General features: G+C 65.5%; 19 protein-coding genes. 7 read left to right on the top strand and 12 right to left on the bottom strand.

Annotation, left to right across the window (positions count from 1 at the left end; all coding sequences use genetic code 11):
- Window positions 1-134 precede the first annotated feature (134 nt).
- The 3 genes from ACFPTO_RS08995 to ACFPTO_RS08985 all read left to right on the top strand — a co-directional run bounded on the left by ACFPTO_RS08995 (window position 135) and on the right by ACFPTO_RS08985 (window position 3,556).
- Complete coding sequence (locus tag ACFPTO_RS08995) at window positions 135-2,117, top strand: multicopper oxidase domain-containing protein (protein WP_377710933.1); 1,983 nt, start codon at window positions 135-137, stop codon at window positions 2,115-2,117.
- A gap of 109 nt (window positions 2,118-2,226) precedes the next feature.
- Window positions 2,227-2,949, top strand: coding sequence for a haloacid dehalogenase type II (locus ACFPTO_RS08990; protein ID WP_377710932.1), 723 nt, complete (start codon window positions 2,227-2,229; stop codon window positions 2,947-2,949).
- 217 nt (window positions 2,950-3,166) lie between these two features.
- The gene (locus ACFPTO_RS08985) at window positions 3,167-3,556 is read left to right on the top strand and encodes a Rap1a family protein (protein WP_377710931.1); all 390 of its coding nucleotides are present in this window, start codon (window positions 3,167-3,169) and stop codon (window positions 3,554-3,556) included.
- 74 nt (window positions 3,557-3,630) lie between these two features.
- On the opposite strand, the gene ACFPTO_RS08980 is transcribed toward ACFPTO_RS08985, so the two are convergent.
- The gene (locus ACFPTO_RS08980; RefSeq protein ID WP_377710929.1) at window positions 3,631-4,098 is read right to left on the bottom strand and encodes a CBS domain-containing protein; all 468 of its coding nucleotides are present in this window, start codon (window positions 4,096-4,098) and stop codon (window positions 3,631-3,633) included.
- A 225-nt stretch (window positions 4,099-4,323) separates the two neighbouring features.
- On the opposite strand from ACFPTO_RS08980, the gene ACFPTO_RS08975 reads away from it, so the two are divergent.
- Window positions 4,324-5,343, top strand: a complete 1,020-nt coding sequence (locus tag ACFPTO_RS08975; RefSeq protein WP_377710928.1) for an alcohol dehydrogenase — start codon at window positions 4,324-4,326, stop codon at window positions 5,341-5,343.
- A 111-nt stretch (window positions 5,344-5,454) separates the two neighbouring features.
- Here ACFPTO_RS08975 and ACFPTO_RS08970 read toward each other — a convergent pair whose 3' ends face one another.
- From ACFPTO_RS08970 to ACFPTO_RS08935, 8 genes are all read right to left on the bottom strand, one after another.
- The gene (locus tag ACFPTO_RS08970) at window positions 5,455-6,219 is read right to left on the bottom strand and encodes a CDP-diacylglycerol diphosphatase (protein WP_377710927.1); all 765 of its coding nucleotides are present in this window, start codon (window positions 6,217-6,219) and stop codon (window positions 5,455-5,457) included.
- Window positions 6,220-6,413: 194 nt separating this feature from the next.
- A complete protein-coding gene (locus ACFPTO_RS08965; protein WP_377710926.1) occupies window positions 6,414-6,716 on the bottom strand; it encodes a DUF6587 family protein in 303 nt (100 codons plus the stop codon).
- Complete coding sequence (feoB, locus tag ACFPTO_RS08960; protein ID WP_377710925.1) at window positions 6,713-8,554, bottom strand: ferrous iron transporter B; 1,842 nt, start codon at window positions 8,552-8,554, stop codon at window positions 6,713-6,715. The genes ACFPTO_RS08965 and feoB overlap by 4 nt, the downstream gene beginning before the upstream one ends.
- Window positions 8,551-8,796: a FeoA family protein gene (locus ACFPTO_RS08955; RefSeq protein WP_377710924.1), complete on the bottom strand. Its 246-nt coding sequence runs from the start codon at window positions 8,794-8,796 to the stop codon at window positions 8,551-8,553. The genes feoB and ACFPTO_RS08955 overlap by 4 nt, the downstream gene beginning before the upstream one ends.
- Before the next feature lie 234 nt (window positions 8,797-9,030).
- Window positions 9,031-10,485 carry an indoleacetamide hydrolase gene (gene iaaH, locus ACFPTO_RS08950; protein WP_377710922.1) on the bottom strand — a complete coding sequence of 485 codons (1,455 nt, stop codon included), beginning with the start codon at window positions 10,483-10,485 and terminating at the stop codon, window positions 9,031-9,033.
- Between the two features lie 75 nt (window positions 10,486-10,560).
- Window positions 10,561-10,776 carry a transcriptional regulator gene (locus ACFPTO_RS08945; RefSeq protein ID WP_377710921.1) on the bottom strand — a complete coding sequence of 72 codons (216 nt, stop codon included), beginning with the start codon at window positions 10,774-10,776 and terminating at the stop codon, window positions 10,561-10,563.
- A gap of 333 nt (window positions 10,777-11,109) precedes the next feature.
- Window positions 11,110-11,532, bottom strand: coding sequence for a hypothetical protein (locus ACFPTO_RS08940; protein ID WP_377710920.1), 423 nt, complete (start codon window positions 11,530-11,532; stop codon window positions 11,110-11,112).
- Between the two features lie 10 nt (window positions 11,533-11,542).
- Window positions 11,543-12,784, bottom strand: a complete 1,242-nt coding sequence (locus tag ACFPTO_RS08935; RefSeq protein WP_377710919.1) for an NAD(P)/FAD-dependent oxidoreductase — start codon at window positions 12,782-12,784, stop codon at window positions 11,543-11,545.
- Window positions 12,785-13,091: 307 nt separating this feature from the next.
- On the opposite strand from ACFPTO_RS08935, the gene ACFPTO_RS08930 reads away from it, so the two are divergent.
- From ACFPTO_RS08930 to ACFPTO_RS08920, 3 genes are all read left to right on the top strand, one after another.
- Complete coding sequence (locus ACFPTO_RS08930) at window positions 13,092-13,286, top strand: DUF1653 domain-containing protein (protein ID WP_377710918.1); 195 nt, start codon at window positions 13,092-13,094, stop codon at window positions 13,284-13,286.
- A gap of 34 nt (window positions 13,287-13,320) precedes the next feature.
- The gene (locus ACFPTO_RS08925; RefSeq protein WP_293041067.1) at window positions 13,321-13,518 is read left to right on the top strand and encodes a YqaE/Pmp3 family membrane protein; all 198 of its coding nucleotides are present in this window, start codon (window positions 13,321-13,323) and stop codon (window positions 13,516-13,518) included.
- A gap of 101 nt (window positions 13,519-13,619) precedes the next feature.
- Window positions 13,620-13,856 carry a hypothetical protein gene (locus ACFPTO_RS08920; RefSeq protein ID WP_377710916.1) on the top strand — a complete coding sequence of 79 codons (237 nt, stop codon included), beginning with the start codon at window positions 13,620-13,622 and terminating at the stop codon, window positions 13,854-13,856.
- 125 nt (window positions 13,857-13,981) lie between these two features.
- Here ACFPTO_RS08920 and ACFPTO_RS08915 read toward each other — a convergent pair whose 3' ends face one another.
- The 3 genes from ACFPTO_RS08915 to ACFPTO_RS08905 all read right to left on the bottom strand — a co-directional run bounded on the left by ACFPTO_RS08915 (window position 13,982) and on the right by ACFPTO_RS08905 (window position 15,997).
- A complete protein-coding gene (locus tag ACFPTO_RS08915) occupies window positions 13,982-14,239 on the bottom strand; it encodes a DUF4148 domain-containing protein (protein ID WP_377710914.1) in 258 nt (85 codons plus the stop codon).
- 325 nt (window positions 14,240-14,564) lie between these two features.
- Window positions 14,565-14,870, bottom strand: a complete 306-nt coding sequence (locus ACFPTO_RS08910) for a 2Fe-2S iron-sulfur cluster-binding protein (RefSeq protein WP_377710912.1) — start codon at window positions 14,868-14,870, stop codon at window positions 14,565-14,567.
- Window positions 14,867-15,997: a VIT1/CCC1 transporter family protein gene (locus ACFPTO_RS08905; RefSeq protein ID WP_377710911.1), complete on the bottom strand. Its 1,131-nt coding sequence runs from the start codon at window positions 15,995-15,997 to the stop codon at window positions 14,867-14,869. Before ACFPTO_RS08905 ends, ACFPTO_RS08910 begins: the two co-directional genes overlap by 4 nt.
- Window positions 15,998-16,231 lie beyond the last annotated feature (234 nt).

Below are 16,231 nucleotides of genomic sequence, written 5' to 3'. Positions count from 1 at the left end.
TTTGCTCATCTTCGTTTATCCTCGCTGTAGTTCAAGCCTCAGCAAGAGATGCGCTTTTGGGGTGCAAGCTCACGGCCCGTGTCGCTGCTACAGCACGTTCCTGTCCGCACCCCGACCCTCTGGGAGGAAGTGGCATGACCGACTCGAATCGTCGCGAGTCCCGGCACGGAGCCTGGCCGGTACTGACCGGCGCCGCGTTGCGGGTAGCCTTCGGCATCGTCTGGATCGTGGGCGCGGCGCTCACCTGGGCGCCGGGTTTCGCAAGCCACTATGTGGGCTACCTGCACAACGCCGCCAATGGGCAGCCCCGCTGGTCGGCGTGGTGGTTCGGGATGTGGCTTGCGCTGGTCACGCCGCATGCCGGGCTGTTCGTGTGGCTGACGCGCCTTGCAGTGACGGCGCTGGCCTTCGCCCTGCTGCTGGGGTTCGCGCGCAAGTACACCTACGTGCTCGGCGCCCTGTTCAGCCTGCTGATCTGGTCCACCGCCGAGGGCTTCGGCGGCCCGTACACGGTGGGCGCCACCAACATGGGCACGGCGATCAGCTACGTGCTGGTCTTCATCGCACTGATCCTCATCGACCACCGGGCCAGCCCCAATCCGTATAGCGTCGACTACCTGATCGAACGGCGCTGGCCGGGTTGGCGGCGGGTCGCCGAGTGGGGTCCCGCTGTCGAAGCACCGCCCGTGACGACGCTGCCATGGCAGGTGCAGGCGCCGGTGCTGGCGGGCATCGCACTGCTCGTGGCGTTGCTGTTGGCGGGCCTGCACAGCGCGCTGCATGTCCAGTCACCTTCGCAGACGGCCGCGGCCGCCGCGGTGGCGCCGTTGTCGCTGGCGTCGAGCCAGCCCGTCGCGCAGGCGCGCGACGCGCACCTGCCGCCGCTCACGCCTGGCGACAGCATGGGCGTGTCCATCGACGTCTCCGACCAGACCGTGGAAATCGCCAGCGGCGTGCAGTACCAGGCGTGGACCTTCGGCAAGAGCGTACCCGGACCGGTCATCCATGTGCGCCAGGGGCAGACTGTGAATGTGGTGCTCACCAATCACGGCACCATGCAGCACTCGATCGATTTTCATGCCGCAATCACGCCCCCCAGCCTGCATTACGTGGACATCATGCCAGGCGAGTCGATCAAGTTCTCGTTCGTGGCCAGGGTGCCGGGCGCGTTCCTCTACCACTGCGGCACGCCACCTGTGCTGCTGCACATCGCCAACGGTATGTACGGCGCGATCATCGTCGATCCGGCGACGCCGCTGCCGCCAGCCGCACAGAGCTACGTGCTGGTGCAGGGCGAGTGGTACACCCAGCAGGTGAGCGGCAAGCTGATGGCCGGCGACTACGCGAAGATGCAGGAGATGCGCCCCGACGAGGTCGTGTTCAACGGCACCGCGTTCCAGTACCGCGATCATCCGCTCACGGCCAGGCCGGGCGACCTTGTGCGTATCTATATGGTGAACGCCGGCCCCAGTCTGTGGAGCGCGTTCCACGTGATCGGCGCGATCTTCGACAAGGTCTATCCCGGTGGTAATCCGGCCCAGGCCATCGACGGCGTCTCCACCTACAGCGTGGGGCCGGGCGAGGGCGCGATCTTCGACCTGACCGTTAATGAACCGGGCAAGTATCCGTTCGTGGATCACGCGATGGCGCACATGGTGATGGGCGCGCAGGGCGTGCTGAAAGTGTCGGCGCCGGGTGAGACGTCCGTGGCCGCGCCGCCGATCACCAAGGCACCCGTGGCGGAAACAGCCCCCACGACTCCCGCCTCGCCCGCAGGCCCGTACAAGTTCGACCCGGCGCGCGGTGCATCCCTGTACGCAGCCAGCTGCACGGCCTGCCACCAGGCCACCGGCATGGGCCTGCCCGGTGCGTTCCCGCCGCTCAAGGACAACCCCGCGGTGCTAAACGACGATCCCGCCAAGCAGATCAGCGTGATCCTCAACGGCCTGCATGGCGAGGCTATCAACGGCATCAGCTACCCCAGCGTGATGCCGCCGTTTGCCGCGACGTTGAACGATGCGGACATTGCCGACATCGCGAACCACGAGCGCAGTTCGTGGGGCAACCAGGCCAGGCTGATCACTGCCGACCAGGTGAAGGCGGCCAGGGGCAAATGAGTCATACCTGAGCGCGAGCTTTAGCAGGCCAAACGGGACTTTTCCTTCCTGCGTTGCCGCCCAAGCTTTTGCAATCCGCTAATACATCACCTGGCCCATACTCGATCACATGAAGAACCACACGGAAATCAAGGCCCTCGTGTTCGATGTCTTCGGAACGATCGTCGACTGGAGAAGCGGTGTCGCGAGAGAAGCGCAATCCTTTCTGAATCGCCACGCACCGGGGCTGAACGCATTCGATTTCGCCGATGCGTGGCGACGCGAGTATTCGCCCTCCATGGAGGAAGTGCGCAGCGGACGCAGACCGTACGTCCGGCTCGACGTCCTGAATCGCGAGAATCTCGTGAGCGTCCTGACTCATTACGGCATCGTCGATGTTCCCGACCCGGAGATCGACGAACTCAACCTCGCCTGGCATCGCCTCGATCCCTGGCCGGATGCCGTCGCGGCGCTGTGCAGCCTGAAGCGGAAATTCATCATCGCGCCGCTGTCGAATGGGAACATTCGTCTGATGGTGGACATTGCCAAACGTGTTGGCTTGCCGTGGGACGCGATCCTCGGCGCCGAGGTTGCGCGCGCTTATAAACCCTCGCCGCAGGTCTACAGCGAGACCGTGGACATCCTCGGTCTCGCCCCACCCGAACTGTGCCTCGTCGCGGCTCATAACAGCGATCTCGCTGCGGCTCGCCAGCTCGGCTTGACGACGGCCTTCGTCGCGCGGCCGACTGAACACGGACCTCATCAGAGAACCGACCTGAAAGCGGAAGCGGCGTGGGATTTCGTTGTCGACGATCTGAACGAACTCGCGCAACAGCTCGGCTGTGCGGATTGATTTCAGGTGCGCCGCATCTGATTCGGCCAGCGTGTGCATCGCGTGATTTCAAACCTTGATGCTATTTATCGGAAGTAAAGCGGTTTGGCGACGCCTTCGCGTGGATTATGTGCGGTTCCGCGCACGCATCGGAAGATCACCGAATCTCGCGCTGGACTACACTTCAAATTGCTTTCGTAAACAGACGAGACGTGACTGGATCAGAAGGAGGGCGAAAATGCACCGGACGATCAAGCAAGTGACAGTTGGGGTACTCGCAATCTGGGTGGCTACGATTTCCAATGCCGAGCCGCAATTCGAATCGCTTGGACACATCGTCGACGGAAACACGTATCGGGGTTTTTCATCCGCGGCGAAAGTGACCTATGTGGCGGGCGTTTTCGACGGGGTGCTGGCTGCAGGTGCTTTGGGTGGTACCGGTGACACCCTCCTGGCGCTCAAACAATGCACGATGCACATGACGCTGGGCCAACTGGATACGATCGTCGACACGTACATCGAGAAAAACCCGTCGCAATGGGGGAACTCGATGAGCAAAATCGTGCTGCACGCGATTGACGACACCTGCAAGGGCCGTGGCATAACGATCTGGCCGGAAGACGGGTAGTTTCAACACCGGTGACGCGCTCGATCGGTCCCGGCTTTAGCGCGCCTGTTTTGTCTGTTCTTGTTTCGTCTGTTCTAATAGGCGCCGCCGGTATCGATCGTCAGATAGAGCATGTCACGCTCCAGTAGCTGGATGAAATGCTCGTCCTCCTGAAAGAGTTCTTCCAGGAGATCGCTGTTGGAAAGCACGCCGATGACGCGCCCGGATTCGATAACGGGTAGATGCCGGATCCGTTTTGTATGCATCAACCTCAGGCATTCGTCGCAGGTATGCTCGGGCGTCACATAGAACACCTGCGTCGTCATGATTTCGCCCACCCTGGTATTGGCGGCGTCGCGGCCGAGCACTTCGACTTTGCGCGCGTAATCGCGCTGAGACAAAACACCAACAAGATTGCTGCCCTGCAGCACCAGTACGGTCGTGACATCCTTGTCGGCCATCAGGTGCAGTGCGGCAAGCACTGTGTCATCGGGGCCGACCGAAATAACCTCCCTGGCGTTCACGGACAAAATCTGCCGTGCTGTTTTCCTTTCCTTTTTCATGACCGCCTCCATACAGAAAGGGCAGTACGTACGGGCTCAGCCTGAGCAAAGCTGGATCGGAATAGAATCACCAGGTCCGCGAAAGCTGGCCGATTTTTTTGTCTTCGTTGTTTTGCAGTGTAGATCGCCTGGCTACGGCGGAACCAACAATTTCCCTTCGTTCTTTTTTCGGAAAGTGCCCCTATTGCGGCACCAGATTTCCGCCCTTTTCCCAGGGAGCAGACGATGCGAAAGATGCAGGTAGTGCAAGTGGCAAAACCCGGTGGGCCGCTGGAACTGGTCGAGCGCGACGTGCCCGAGCCGCCCGAGGGACATGTCCTCGTCAAGGTGCAGGCCTGCGGGATCTGCCACAGCGATTCGCTCACGAAGGAAGGCCATTGGCCGGGGCTGCAATTTCCGCGCGTGCCGGGACACGAGATTGCAGGCGTAATCGAAAAGCTGGGCACGCGTGTCGATGAATGGCAGGTCGGACAGCGTATCGGCGTGGGCTGGCATGGCGGACACTGCGGCCATTGCGAATACTGCCGGCGCGGCGACTTCGTGCTGTGCAAGAGCGGGCGCATTCCAGGCATCAGCTACGACGGCGGTTACGCCGACTACATGATCGCGCCGCAGGAAGCGCTCGCGCGCATGCCCGACGATCTCTCGGACGTCGATGCCGCACCGCTCCTGTGCGCGGGCATCACTACCTTCAACGCGCTGCGCCATAGCGGCGCGCGTGCGGGCGATGTCGTGGCGATCCTCGGCATCGGCGGCCTCGGCCATCTCGGCGTGCAGTACGCGCGAAAGATGGGCTTCCTCACCGTGGCCATCGCGCGCGGGCAAGACAAAGCGCCGCTCGCCACGCAGCTCGGCGCGCATCACTACATCGACAGCGCCTCGCAGAATGTGGCCGAAGCGTTGCAGGCGCTTGGCGGCGCGCGCGTGATCCTCGCCACGGCCACGAGCGGCAAGGCCATGACCGCGGCGTTGGGCGGCCTGGGTCTGAACGGCAAGATGATCATGGTCGGCGTGTCGGAGGAGCCCGTGGAAGTGTCGATCACACAGTTCATCATGGGGCGCCATTCGGTGCAGGGCTGGCCCTCGGGCACCGCCGCCGATTCGCAGGACACGCTGGCTTTCAGCGCGCTCTCGGGCGTGAAGCCGATGATCGAGGAATATCCGCTTTCCCGCGCGGCCGAAGCCTATGACCGGATGATGAGCGGGAAAGCGCGCTTTCGCGTGGTGCTCAAGCCGGGAAGTTGAGTCGCGTGTCTGGCGAGCATCGCGCGCGCCGGTTTCCGCTTCGTTGAGTCCGCAACATAGTCGACCGGATCGATTGCCAACTACAGAGCGGCTACGCGCGTGAACCGTGCATCAGTGCGCGCGTGCGACGCTGCATGCGTGATCGAGCAGACCCTCTGCGTTGCCGGTTCCGCCTTCCATGTCGCGCCCGCTGTTGACGATCAGCCAGCCGTCGCGGGCGGCGTCGGGACCGGCGCCGGTCACGAGGATCGTCTGCGCGCCCATCGTCTGCTGCGCGCCGAGGTCTCGCGCCACGACGCGGAACGGATTGTTGCGGTCGTAGAGGCTCGTGACGCGCGTGATGCGATAGCGCGCGCCGTCGAGCGTGATCCAGGTCCATGTGCCGGGTGCGTCGGCGCGGTGCGGTGCGAGCGCTTCGGCGATATCGGTTCGCATGCAATCGACGTGAATGTGCAGCTGGTTTTGCGAACGCCGTGTCGATGAATTAATTTCGAGGCCGAGCTGGTAGGCGGCGAGCTGCATATCGAGCTTCGCATCGACATGGCGACCGGCGTTCCATGCGGCGACCCAATATTCAGGCGAGCCAGCATAGACAATTTCGGGGCTTTCGATGCCCGATACGCGGTCGGTCGGAATCAGCAGATATTGCGCGCGGCCCCGCAGGTCCTTGAGCACCGCATAGCGCTTGTTGAAATTGACGCTCGTGCAGGGGGCGGGCGTGCCGGTGTCGCGTGCGTTCGGGACGCACTGGCCGCCGACGACTTTCCAGAGTCCGTTCGAGTCGAGCGTGGACACTCGCGCGCAGCCGCTGGCAGCCACGAGCGCAGCGGCGCTGGCCGCGAGAAAGACGGACTTCAGAAGGGCGGTGTATTGCATGGGCGCGGCGCAGTCGTGACGGGAGAACAGGTCAGGCCGCGCTTTGCTGTGTCGCGATGGCGAGCGGCCCGGTGCAGCCGCGAGTGTAGCGGAATGCCTGTGTCAGGCCGGTTTCAGACCGCCGTTTTAAGGCCGCCGCATTTGCGCCGGATTAGCACTGGACTAGCGCCGGAGTTAAGCCGGGTTTGGGGCGCTTATTTGCGCGGCGGATGAAACGTGAGCGGATGCTCGTCGTCTTCGTTGTCGTCGGAGGGCTTCGGGCCACACGAGCCGCACGTCCCGCAACCGTCGGCGCAATTGCCGGTCGCGCCGCGCGGCTGCAGTGCGCGGCCGATGCGTTGCGCGAATGTGCCGCGTCCCGCCTTGAGCAGGCTGGCGGCGAGGGCGGCCTGGCGGCGCGCCACCAGCGTCGGTGCGAGCTTGCGCAGCGTGTAGAGCGCGCTCAGGCCGACGAGCACGACGATTACCGCGTATTGAGCGATCAGTCCGGCGCTCATAAGAAGCGGCTCGCGATCTGATACGTGAGCAGCGATGCCAGATACGCCATCACGAACATATAGCCAAACGACGCCGACACCGCGCGCCACGAGCGCGTCTCGCGCCGGATCACGGCGAGCGTCGACATGCATTGCGGCGCGAACGCGAACCACACCATCAGCGAGAGCGCGCTCGCGAGCGAGAAGTTATGTGAGAGCGTGTGGCCGAGCCCGACGATGTCGGCGTCGCCGCCTGCCACGGAGTAGACCGTCGCGAGCGCGGCCACGGCGGTTTCGCGCGCGGCGAACGCCGGAATCAGCGAAAGGCTGATCTGCCAGTTAAAGCCGAGCGGTGCGAACGGATACTGCAGGAAGCGGCCCAGATAGCCCGCGAACGTGTAGTCGATGGCGGGACCGGTCGCGCCCGCGGGCGGCGAGGGGAACGTCGAGATGAACCACATCAGCACGCTCAGGGCGAGGATGATGCCGGTGAGACGCTTCAGGAAGATCATGCCGCGCTCCCACAGGCCGATGCCGATATCGCGCGCACGCGGCATACGGTAGGACGGCAGCTCCATCAGCAGTGCGTGCTCGCGGCGGTCGCGGCGCAGATGTTTCATCACCCAGCCCACCACCATCGCGCCGATGATGCCCGCGACATAGAGTACGAACAGCACGAGCCCCTGCAGGTTGAATACGCCGAAGATCAGGCGGTGCGGAATGAATGCCCCGATCAGGAGCGCATAGACGGGCAGCCGCGCGGAGCAGGTCATGAGCGGCGCGACGAGTATCGTCGCGAGACGGTCGCGCGGATCGGTGATGCTGCGCGTGCCCATGATGCCGGGAATCGCGCACGCGAAGCTCGACAGCAGCGGAATGAACGAGCGCCCCGTGAGCCCGACCGACACCATCACGCGGTCGAGCAGGAATGCCGCGCGCGGCAGATAGCCCGATTCCTCAAGGACGAGGATGAAGAAGAACAACACGAGAATTTCCGGCAGGAAGCCGAGCACCGTGCCGACCCCGCTGAAGATCGCATCGGTCAAGAGGCTGCGCAGCGGCCCCTCGGGCAGCACGGCGCCCGTCGCGGCGCCGAGCCACGTGAAGGCGTCGCCGATCGCATCGGTGAGCGGCTTGCCGAGCGAGTAGACCGCCTGGAACACGAGGAACATCACGACCGCGAGGATCAGCGGACCGAAGACCGGATGCAGCGTCCAGCGGTCGAGGGCGTCGTCGCGCGCGTCGGTGGCGCGCGGCATCGTCACCGCCGCCGCGAGGATGCTGCGCACGGTGGCGTGCAGATCGTCCGTGTCCTCGGGGCGCGCGCCGCCGTTCGCGGCTTGCGCATCGGTGCGGTCGAGCAGATCGATCAGCGCCTCGGCGCCGCCGCGCTGCACCGCCACGGTTTCGACCACCGGCATGCCGAGCAGGCGCGAGAGTTCGGCCACGTCGACGGTCACGCCGCGCCGCTTCGCGGCGTCCATCATGTTCAGCGCGAGCACGGCCGGGCGGCCGAGCCGCTTGACTTCGAGCACGAAGCGCAGATGCAGGCGCAGGTTCGTTGCGTCCGCAACGCAGACCACGAGGTCCGGCACGGCTTCGCCCGGATAGCGGCCGAGCAGCACGTCGCGCGTGACGCGCTCGTCGGGGCTCGTCGAGTCGAAGCTGTATGCGCCGGGCAGATCGAGCAGCTGGACCTTGCGGCCCGAGGGCGTCGCGAAGCGGCCTTCCTTGCGCTCGACGGTGACGCCCGCGTAGTTGGCCACCTTCTGGCGTGCGCCGGTGAGCAGGTTGAACAGTGCGGTCTTGCCGCAGTTGGGATTGCCGACGAGGGCGATGCGCAGTGAGGCCTGACTCACGATGCACTCGCCTCATGAACGCTCACGCGTTGTGCTTCGGCGCGGCGCAGCGCGAAGCGCGTCGAGCCGATCTGCACGAGCAGCGGATCGGCGCTCCAGGGGGCCTGGGCGACGACGCGGACCGGCTCGCCCGGCACGAAGCCGAGATCGCGCAGGCGCTGGGCGATGGGGTCGCGTTCATGCGCGTCGTCAACGCGCTCGACGTAGGCTGTGGTGCCTCTGGAGAGGTCTGTCAGACGCATGATGAAGGAGTGCAATTAATTAGAATGCGAACGATTCGCATTGTACCCCTCCGGGTGCGCACGGGGCGGCGGCGTGACGCCGGTAGGGTCAATGTGTCGCGCCGATTCAATGGGGGCGCGGTTGAGCGGGCGCAAGGCGCGCTGCGGCGGGGCGTGAGGGGCCGAAGGGTGCGTGAACGGGACGTGAAGCGCGGCGCTTCGGGATGGCGATGCCGGTCCGCGTGCCGCCGCGCGTCAAATCCTGGGTGCGGGCAGGGTGCCGAGAATCTGCTCGAATGCCAGCCCGATTGCGAGCAGGCGCCGGTCGCTGCCGAGCGGCCCGTCGAGTTCGAGGCCCACGGGCAGCCGCCCGTAGGCGAGCCCGGCAGGCAGCGCAAGCCCCGGAATCCCGGCGTTGCTGGCCGGATCGGTATTGCGCAGGTAGGCGTTCATCTCGTCGATGGGCGCGGCCCCGTCGATGGAAACGCGCGACGAGCCGTTCATCTCGTCGATGGGCACCGCGGCGAGACGTGTGGTCGGGAACAGCAGTGCGTCGAGTCCGCTGGCGGCAAACGTCTGCGCGTAGAGCAGTTGCAGCTGCGGGCGCCAGACCGAGATCGCCGTTTGATAGTCGCCGCCGCGCCGGTCGGCGAGCACGGCATCGTAGGCCGCGCGCACGTCCGGGCTGGCGATGCGCGCCGCCACCCCGGCGACGCACTGGACCGGCGCGTGGTTCGCCACGAGCCACGCGTGCAGATCCTCGATCGGTTCGTGCAGCGCGAGCGCGCTGCTCACGCGTTCGTTGAGCGCGAGCAGATCGCTCATTTCGACGGGCACGAACGTTACGCCGGCCGCTTCGAGCTTGCCGAGCGCCTTGCGCACCGCGTCTTCCAGCGCGCGCTCGAGCCCTGCCCAGAGCGGCGCGGGCAACCCGATGCGCAGGTTCGCGACCGTTGCGTGCGCAAGCGGACCGTGACCTGTGATGACGCCGTCGAGCAGCGTCACGTCGGCGACGGTGCGCGCCATCGGCCCGACCGTGTCGCGCGTGTGGCTGATGGGCACGACGGCTTGCGGATCGTGATAGCGCCGCTGCGTGCCGCCGTCGCCGACGGACGGCCGCAGTCCGACGATGCCGCACAGTGCGGCGGGAATGCGCGTCGAGCCGCCCGTGTCGGTGCCGAGTCCGGCGGGCGCGATGCGTGCGGCGATGGCGGCGGCAGTGCCGCCCGACGATCCGCCGGGGATCCGTTTCCAATCGTAGGGATTGCGCACGGGCCCCGCCGCTGGGCTCAGATTCGTGCTCGTGATGCCGAACGCCAGCTCGTGCATGTTGGCCTTGCCGAGCAGGACGGCGCCGGCATCGACGAGCCGCTGCACCGAGGGCGCATGTCGCGCGGGCATGAAGCCTTCGAGTGCGGGCGTGGCCGCCGACGTTTGCAGGCCGCGCGTGTTGATGTTGTCCTTCACGATGATGGGCAGCCCGGCCAGCGGCAGGCGCGCACGCTCGCTCGCGCCGAGTGCGTCGATGCGGCGCGCGGCGGCCAGTGCGCCTTCGACGTCGAGCACGGTGAGCGCATTGAGATTCGCGAGCGCCTGTGCGCGCGCGAGCAGCGTGGCGGCATATTCGGCGGCCTTCAACTGGCCTGACTGGATCGCTTCGACGGCTTGCGTCGCGGTGAGCGCGATCTGCTTGTCGACAGTCCACGTCATGCGGTCGTTCTCCTCGACGTACTGTTCTCACGATGTGAAGGCCATTCTGTCACAACGGTCAGGAAGCGTATTGCGTCAGGCGCAGTGTCGTTGCTCGTCGATCCACATGCACGCCCAGCGGTACGCGTAGGCAAGTGCGTTCGCTTCGTCGAAGAAGTAGTCGAGCGCATCGAACGAGCGGGCGTCGTCCGGCTGTGTGCCGATGGTCAGGTTGGCCGCGTACAGGCCGTTTGGCAGGCGCTGCGCTGCCGGGGCGATGTCGTAGCCCTTGTAGCGGAAAACTGTGTTCATGGCGATCGATCTCTGCTTGCGGTCCGGGCGGCGCGCAAACTGGGCGGCGCAGACACGTACGCATCGGGCCGCGCGTGCGGGCGGAACCAGGCTTTCGTCGCAGGCAAATCACGGGCGGACTGGAACGGTCGGCGAAATGATCAGGGTGAGGCGAGTTGCGTGTCCGGATTCAATGTCGTCCACGGGCCGCCCGGCGTCTGTGGGGTGGCGTACGAGCGGCCCCGGCGGACTTGCCCGATGTTGCTCCGTGCGTGCGGTGGCGGACGTTGCGCAGCCACGGATTGCTGCACCGTGCTGCATTGCACAGCACGGTGCCGGGCCATACCGGGACAGCTAGTGGCGCACGTCCGACTGGCGGTGCGCGCTCGCGCCGTAACTGACCTGCACCACGTTACCGTCCGGGCCGATCTGCGGCTCGATGAATGGCGTGAGGTGATGCCCGGGCGCGGTGCTGCGAGGCGTTGCCCGGGCGCGCGGCGCCGGTGCGCGCGACGCGGGCTCGACAACCCTGCGCGTGACCGGATGATCCACGGAGGCGAGCTTGCGTTTCGGGCCGTGGTGCGCGTGGCACATTTTGCCGGGCGCGGGGGAATGCACCCCGGGCATGCGCGCCTCCGGGGGATTCCAGATCTCGATGTAGCGTTCCCCGGCGATCGCGGTGGAGTTTGCGATATGGCATGTATCGAGATGTTGCGCGAGCGCAGATGATCGAATGCCATTGGCCGCTGCATGGAAGTTGCGTGACACCGCAACCATCGGGGAAATCTCAGTCGAAGCGTTCCGCTCGCCAGGGTCGTGGATCCGTGAAGGTGGGCGTGTGCGTCATCATCTCCGCGAGCAGGCGGCCCGTCACGGGACCGAGCGTGAGTCCGTGATGATTGTGGCCGAACGCGAACCAGAGGCCGGGATGGCGCGGCGCAGGGCCGATCACGGGGCGCATGTCGGGCGTGCAGGGCCGCATGCCGAGCCACGGTTGCGGGTCGAGGCGCTCCCCAAGGCCGAACAGCGGCCTGGCAATCGCCTCCGCGCGCGCAAGCTGGACGCCGGTCGGGGCCGTGCCGCGCCGGGCGAGTTCGACCCCGGTGGTGAGCCGCACGCCTTGCTGCATGGGCGCGATGGCGTAGCCGAATTCGCTGTCGACGACCGGCGCGGAGAGCGCCTCGCGTTCGGGCCGGTAGTGCATGTGATAGCCGCGCTTCGCGCGCAGCGGAATGCGATAGCCGAGCGGTTCGAACACGGTGTCCGACCATGGGCCGAGCGCCACGACCGCCTCGCGCGCGGCCAGTTCGCCCTGCTCCGTCTGCACGCTCCACGCGTCGCCTGCGCGGCGCAACGTCGTGGCGTCGCCGATGGCGAGCGTGCCGCCTTCGGCAGCAAAGAGGCGCGCATAACGCGCGACGAGTTCGCCGGGATTGACGACCGTTTTCGGATCGAGCCAGTGCAGCGCGCCCGCGAGGCCCGGTGCAAGACTCGGCTCGTGCGCGCGCAAGGCCGCTGCGTCGAGCACGCGCACTTGCAGGCCATGATCGCGTGCCCGGCGCTCTGCCAGTGCCGCTTCGAGTTCGAAGCGCCGGCCCGTGTGATACGCCTGCAGCCAGCCGCTTGCGCGGACGAGCGACGCCGCGTCGGCGCGCGCGACCAGTGCGTCGTGCTCGGCAACGCTGCGCTCGATGAGCGGCAGCATGTCCCGCGAAGCAGCCGCGTGGCGCTGCGGCGACGATTCCCACCAGAAGCGCGCGAGCCACGTCGCGTACGACGGCAGGGCGCGATAGTCCCAGTAGAGATCGGTTGAGCGGTTGCGCGCATGGCGTAGCAGCGTGCCGATGTCGCGCGGAAAACCGTACGGCACCACCGACGAGCGCTCGATGAGTCCCGCGTTGCCGAAGCTCGTTTCTTCGCCCGGACCGCGCCGGTCCACGAGCGCCACGCGGCGGCCGCGGTCCTGCAGATGCAGCGCCACACTTACGCCAACAATGCCGGCGCCGAGAACGATGACATCGAATTCCATAAGCTCGTGCGATTTGTCATGCAGTGTGAAGTCGGGTGGCCGCTGCGCGGCCAGCGCACGCCGCCAGCAGTGCCGGGCAGCCGGCTCAAACTGTAACCACGGCGCGCCGGGATCGCAAGCATGCGGAAAGCACGCCGAAATGCGCAGAAATGCGCGGCAGTGGGCGTCGGCGGTGTACGCCTGCTGCCGCGCACGGTCGCGTTGCCGCAGCGCCCAAACGCGATGTTGTCCCGATTCGCCGCGTGATCCGTTGCTAAACTAGTGAAGTCGCGCAAACACGCCTTGCGCATTCCACGAGGGGAACACAATGGTGCGGTACCGGCACTACAAGGGTGGCGTCTACGAACTCGTCTGCGAGGCGACGCTCGAATCCGACCCGTCGGTCACGATGATCGTGTACCGCGCGGCGAACGGCACGATCTGGACGCGGCCAGCTTCGGTGTTCTTCGAACTCGTCGAACACGAAGGTGGACTGGTGCCGCGCTTTGCACCCGTCAACTGAAACCTGAACTTCGCCCTGCGCGGCGCTCACGACCATGCGTCTTCTGATCGCGATCTTCTTGCCCTGGTTGCTGTTTTTCACGATTGGCCGTCCGCTGGCGGGCGTGATCTGCCTGATTCTCCAGATCACGCTGATCGGCTGGATTCCGGCTGCTATCTGGGCCGTCTATTCACTCAGCCAGTTCCACACCGACCGAAAGATCGACGCGGCATTCGGCAAGCGCCGATCATGAGTGGCTGTAAAAGCCGCCATGACACGTGTAATGGCGGCTAACAATTCTGTCAGAACTTAATAGCGCCTCTGTTTTCTTACGCATAGAAAGGGGGGTGAGCAATGATCAAGATCGTCTTTATCGCAGGCGCGATTGCGCTGCTGAGCGGGTGTGTGGTCGCGCCCGGTTATGACTATGGCTACGGCTATGGACAGCCATATCCCGGTTACTACGGCTACGCGCCTGCCTACGGGACCGTGGACGTCGGCATTTGGGGCGGCGGCGGTTGGCATGGCGGTGGAGACCACGATTGGTGGGGCGGCGGACGCGGTGGACGCGGCGGCCGTGGCAGGCGCTAACCGCGTAAAAAACTGCCTGCACGAATGCACAGGCTGAAAACAATCAGGCCCGCCTCTCTCGCGAGGGCGGGCCTGATTGTTTGCGTGCCTCAGGCTTATGCCAAGGCCCGTTCAATTCAAGTCGGTTACTGGCCCGATTGCGACGTACCGTTCGTCGACGGACCAAAAGCGGTCGCAGCGCGCTGGGCGTTGATCTTCGCTTCCGCGGCCTGGATATTGTCTGGATAGTGCATCCAGTCGTTCGGGTTGTAGCCAGCGGCGCGCAGTTGCACGAGTTCGGCGCGTACCTGTGCGCGGGTCACGGGTTGTTGTTGCTGGGCGAACGAAAGAGCCGGAACGGTGAGCACTGCGGCAACCACGGCGGCCTTGAGAATCGATTTCATGACGCTACCTCCAATATATTTTGTGAGTGGCCTCGGCGTATTGCAGTGGTATTGCGCTGGCCATGGCGTCAATGTAGGGGTTCGCGTGATCAGGGTAAATACCTGGAAAACGAATTCAGTATTCGTGCGGCGACAACAGTCGCCTCAGGTATTCATCGTACGAATCGAAGGGAGCGTATGTTTAAGCGCGTAATACGCTTGCGAAATGGAAGAGCGTTGCCGGGACGTGTGCGTCCCGGGGCTGTCGTTTAGCGATAATCCACGGCTTGCACCGCGGATTTTTATTTTTGTTTTCGGCGGCTCGAACCGTTATTGCAACGCAACGTCACGATAACGTTGCGTCCGGCACGTCGAGCACGAGGTCGGTCTGCGCGATTGCCACGCAGGTCAGGATGTAGCCTTCGGCTTTCTCCTCGCGGCTCAGCCCCGGCCATTCGATCGTAAAGCGGACTTCGCCGCTCACGACGCGGCACATGCACGTCCTGCACGTGCCGTTGCGGCACATGCGCGGCAGGCGGATGCCGGCGAGGCGCGCCGCCTCCAGCAACGTGAGTTCCGGCGGCGCCTCGAACGTCACGCCGAGCGGCTCGATGCGTACGCGCGGTGTGCGCTTGCAATCGTCCGCGCTCACGAGATCGACACGCCCAACAACCGGCCCGCGCCCGCGGTAAACGCCGCCGCGACGAGCCCGATCACGATCTGCCGCAACGCGGAAAACGTCGCGCTGCGCCCATTAAAAAGCGACGTGAACACGCCGACTGCCGCGAGCCCAATTGCGCTCAGTACGACCGACTGCACGATGGCCGACGTACCGCGCGCCCATAGAAATGCGGCGGTGGGGAACGCCGCGCCGAGCGAAAAGAGACAAAACGACACCGCCGCCGCCGACCACGGATTGCCGCCCAGTTCCTTCGGATCGATGCCCAGTTCTTCGCGCGCGAGCGTGTCGAGCGCCTGATCGCGGTTCCGCATGATCTGCGCGGCGACGCGCCGCGATTCGTCGGCGTCGATGCCCTTTGCCTGGTAAATCAGCGCGAGTTCGTGGCGTTCGGCGTCGGGCGTGTGCTCGAGTTCGTCGGCTTCCCGCGCGAGCTGCGTGCGCGCGAGCTCACGCGCGTTGGTGACCGACAGCCATTCGCCGAGTGCCATCGAACACGCGCCCGCCACAAGCCCGGCAAGCCCCGTGAGCAGGATCGTGTGGTTGGCGCTGCCCGCGCCCGCGACGCCCATGATGAGGCAGAAGTTCGAGACGAGTCCGTCGTTGGCGCCGAGTACGGCGGCGCGCAGATCGTTGCCCGAGGTCGCGCCCTTGTGCCACGACTCGGCGGCGGCGATCTGCTCGCCTTTCGGGCGCTTGCGCGCGGTCCTGGCCGCGACGAACGACTGCACGATCGCCGCGTGCTGCTGTTCCTGCGCGGAGAGCTTTTCGGCGCCCGGTTCGTGCGCGTAGCGGTCGCGGTCGGCGTATTCGGCGGCGGCGACGGTCGGCAGCACGATCGACGGGCCGAATACGCGCGTGAGCGCCTGGAGCAGCCGCGTTTTCGCGCTGCGCCGATGCGGCCGCGGATGCACGCCGTTGACCGCGAGCTTGTCGAGCCACACGCGCGCATGCTCGCGCTCGGACGCGGCGAGTTCGGCGAAGATCTTGCGGCGCCCCGTGTCCTGCTCGACGGCAGACAGCGTGTCGTAGACGGCGGCGCTATCGAGTTCGTCGGCGAGATTGCGCCTGAAGCGTTTGAGTTCCTGGGCAGAGGCCATGGCATGCGAGCGCTAGAGGATTCGCCAAGCTTAACCTGGCCAGCAGTTGACACACAGCTGGCCCGCAGCCTGCCCGCACGGCGGCAAGTAAACCAAATTGCACTCACTTGCTGCGTTGCGATGCAGCACGTCGTGGAACGTCGCGCCGCGCGGTTTTGCACCGCATCCTGATTCAGGATTGCTGACCAGCGTCGATCCCCCCGGCGAACCCGCAGATTCCGCTTGCGTTCAATC

The sequence above is a fragment of the Paraburkholderia denitrificans genome (genome assembly GCF_042655705.1).
Taxonomy (GTDB): Bacteria; Pseudomonadota; Gammaproteobacteria; order Burkholderiales; family Burkholderiaceae; genus Paraburkholderia; species Paraburkholderia denitrificans.
Note: the sequence above shows the minus strand (reverse complement) of the source record. Positions and strands in the feature narration are given on the sequence as shown.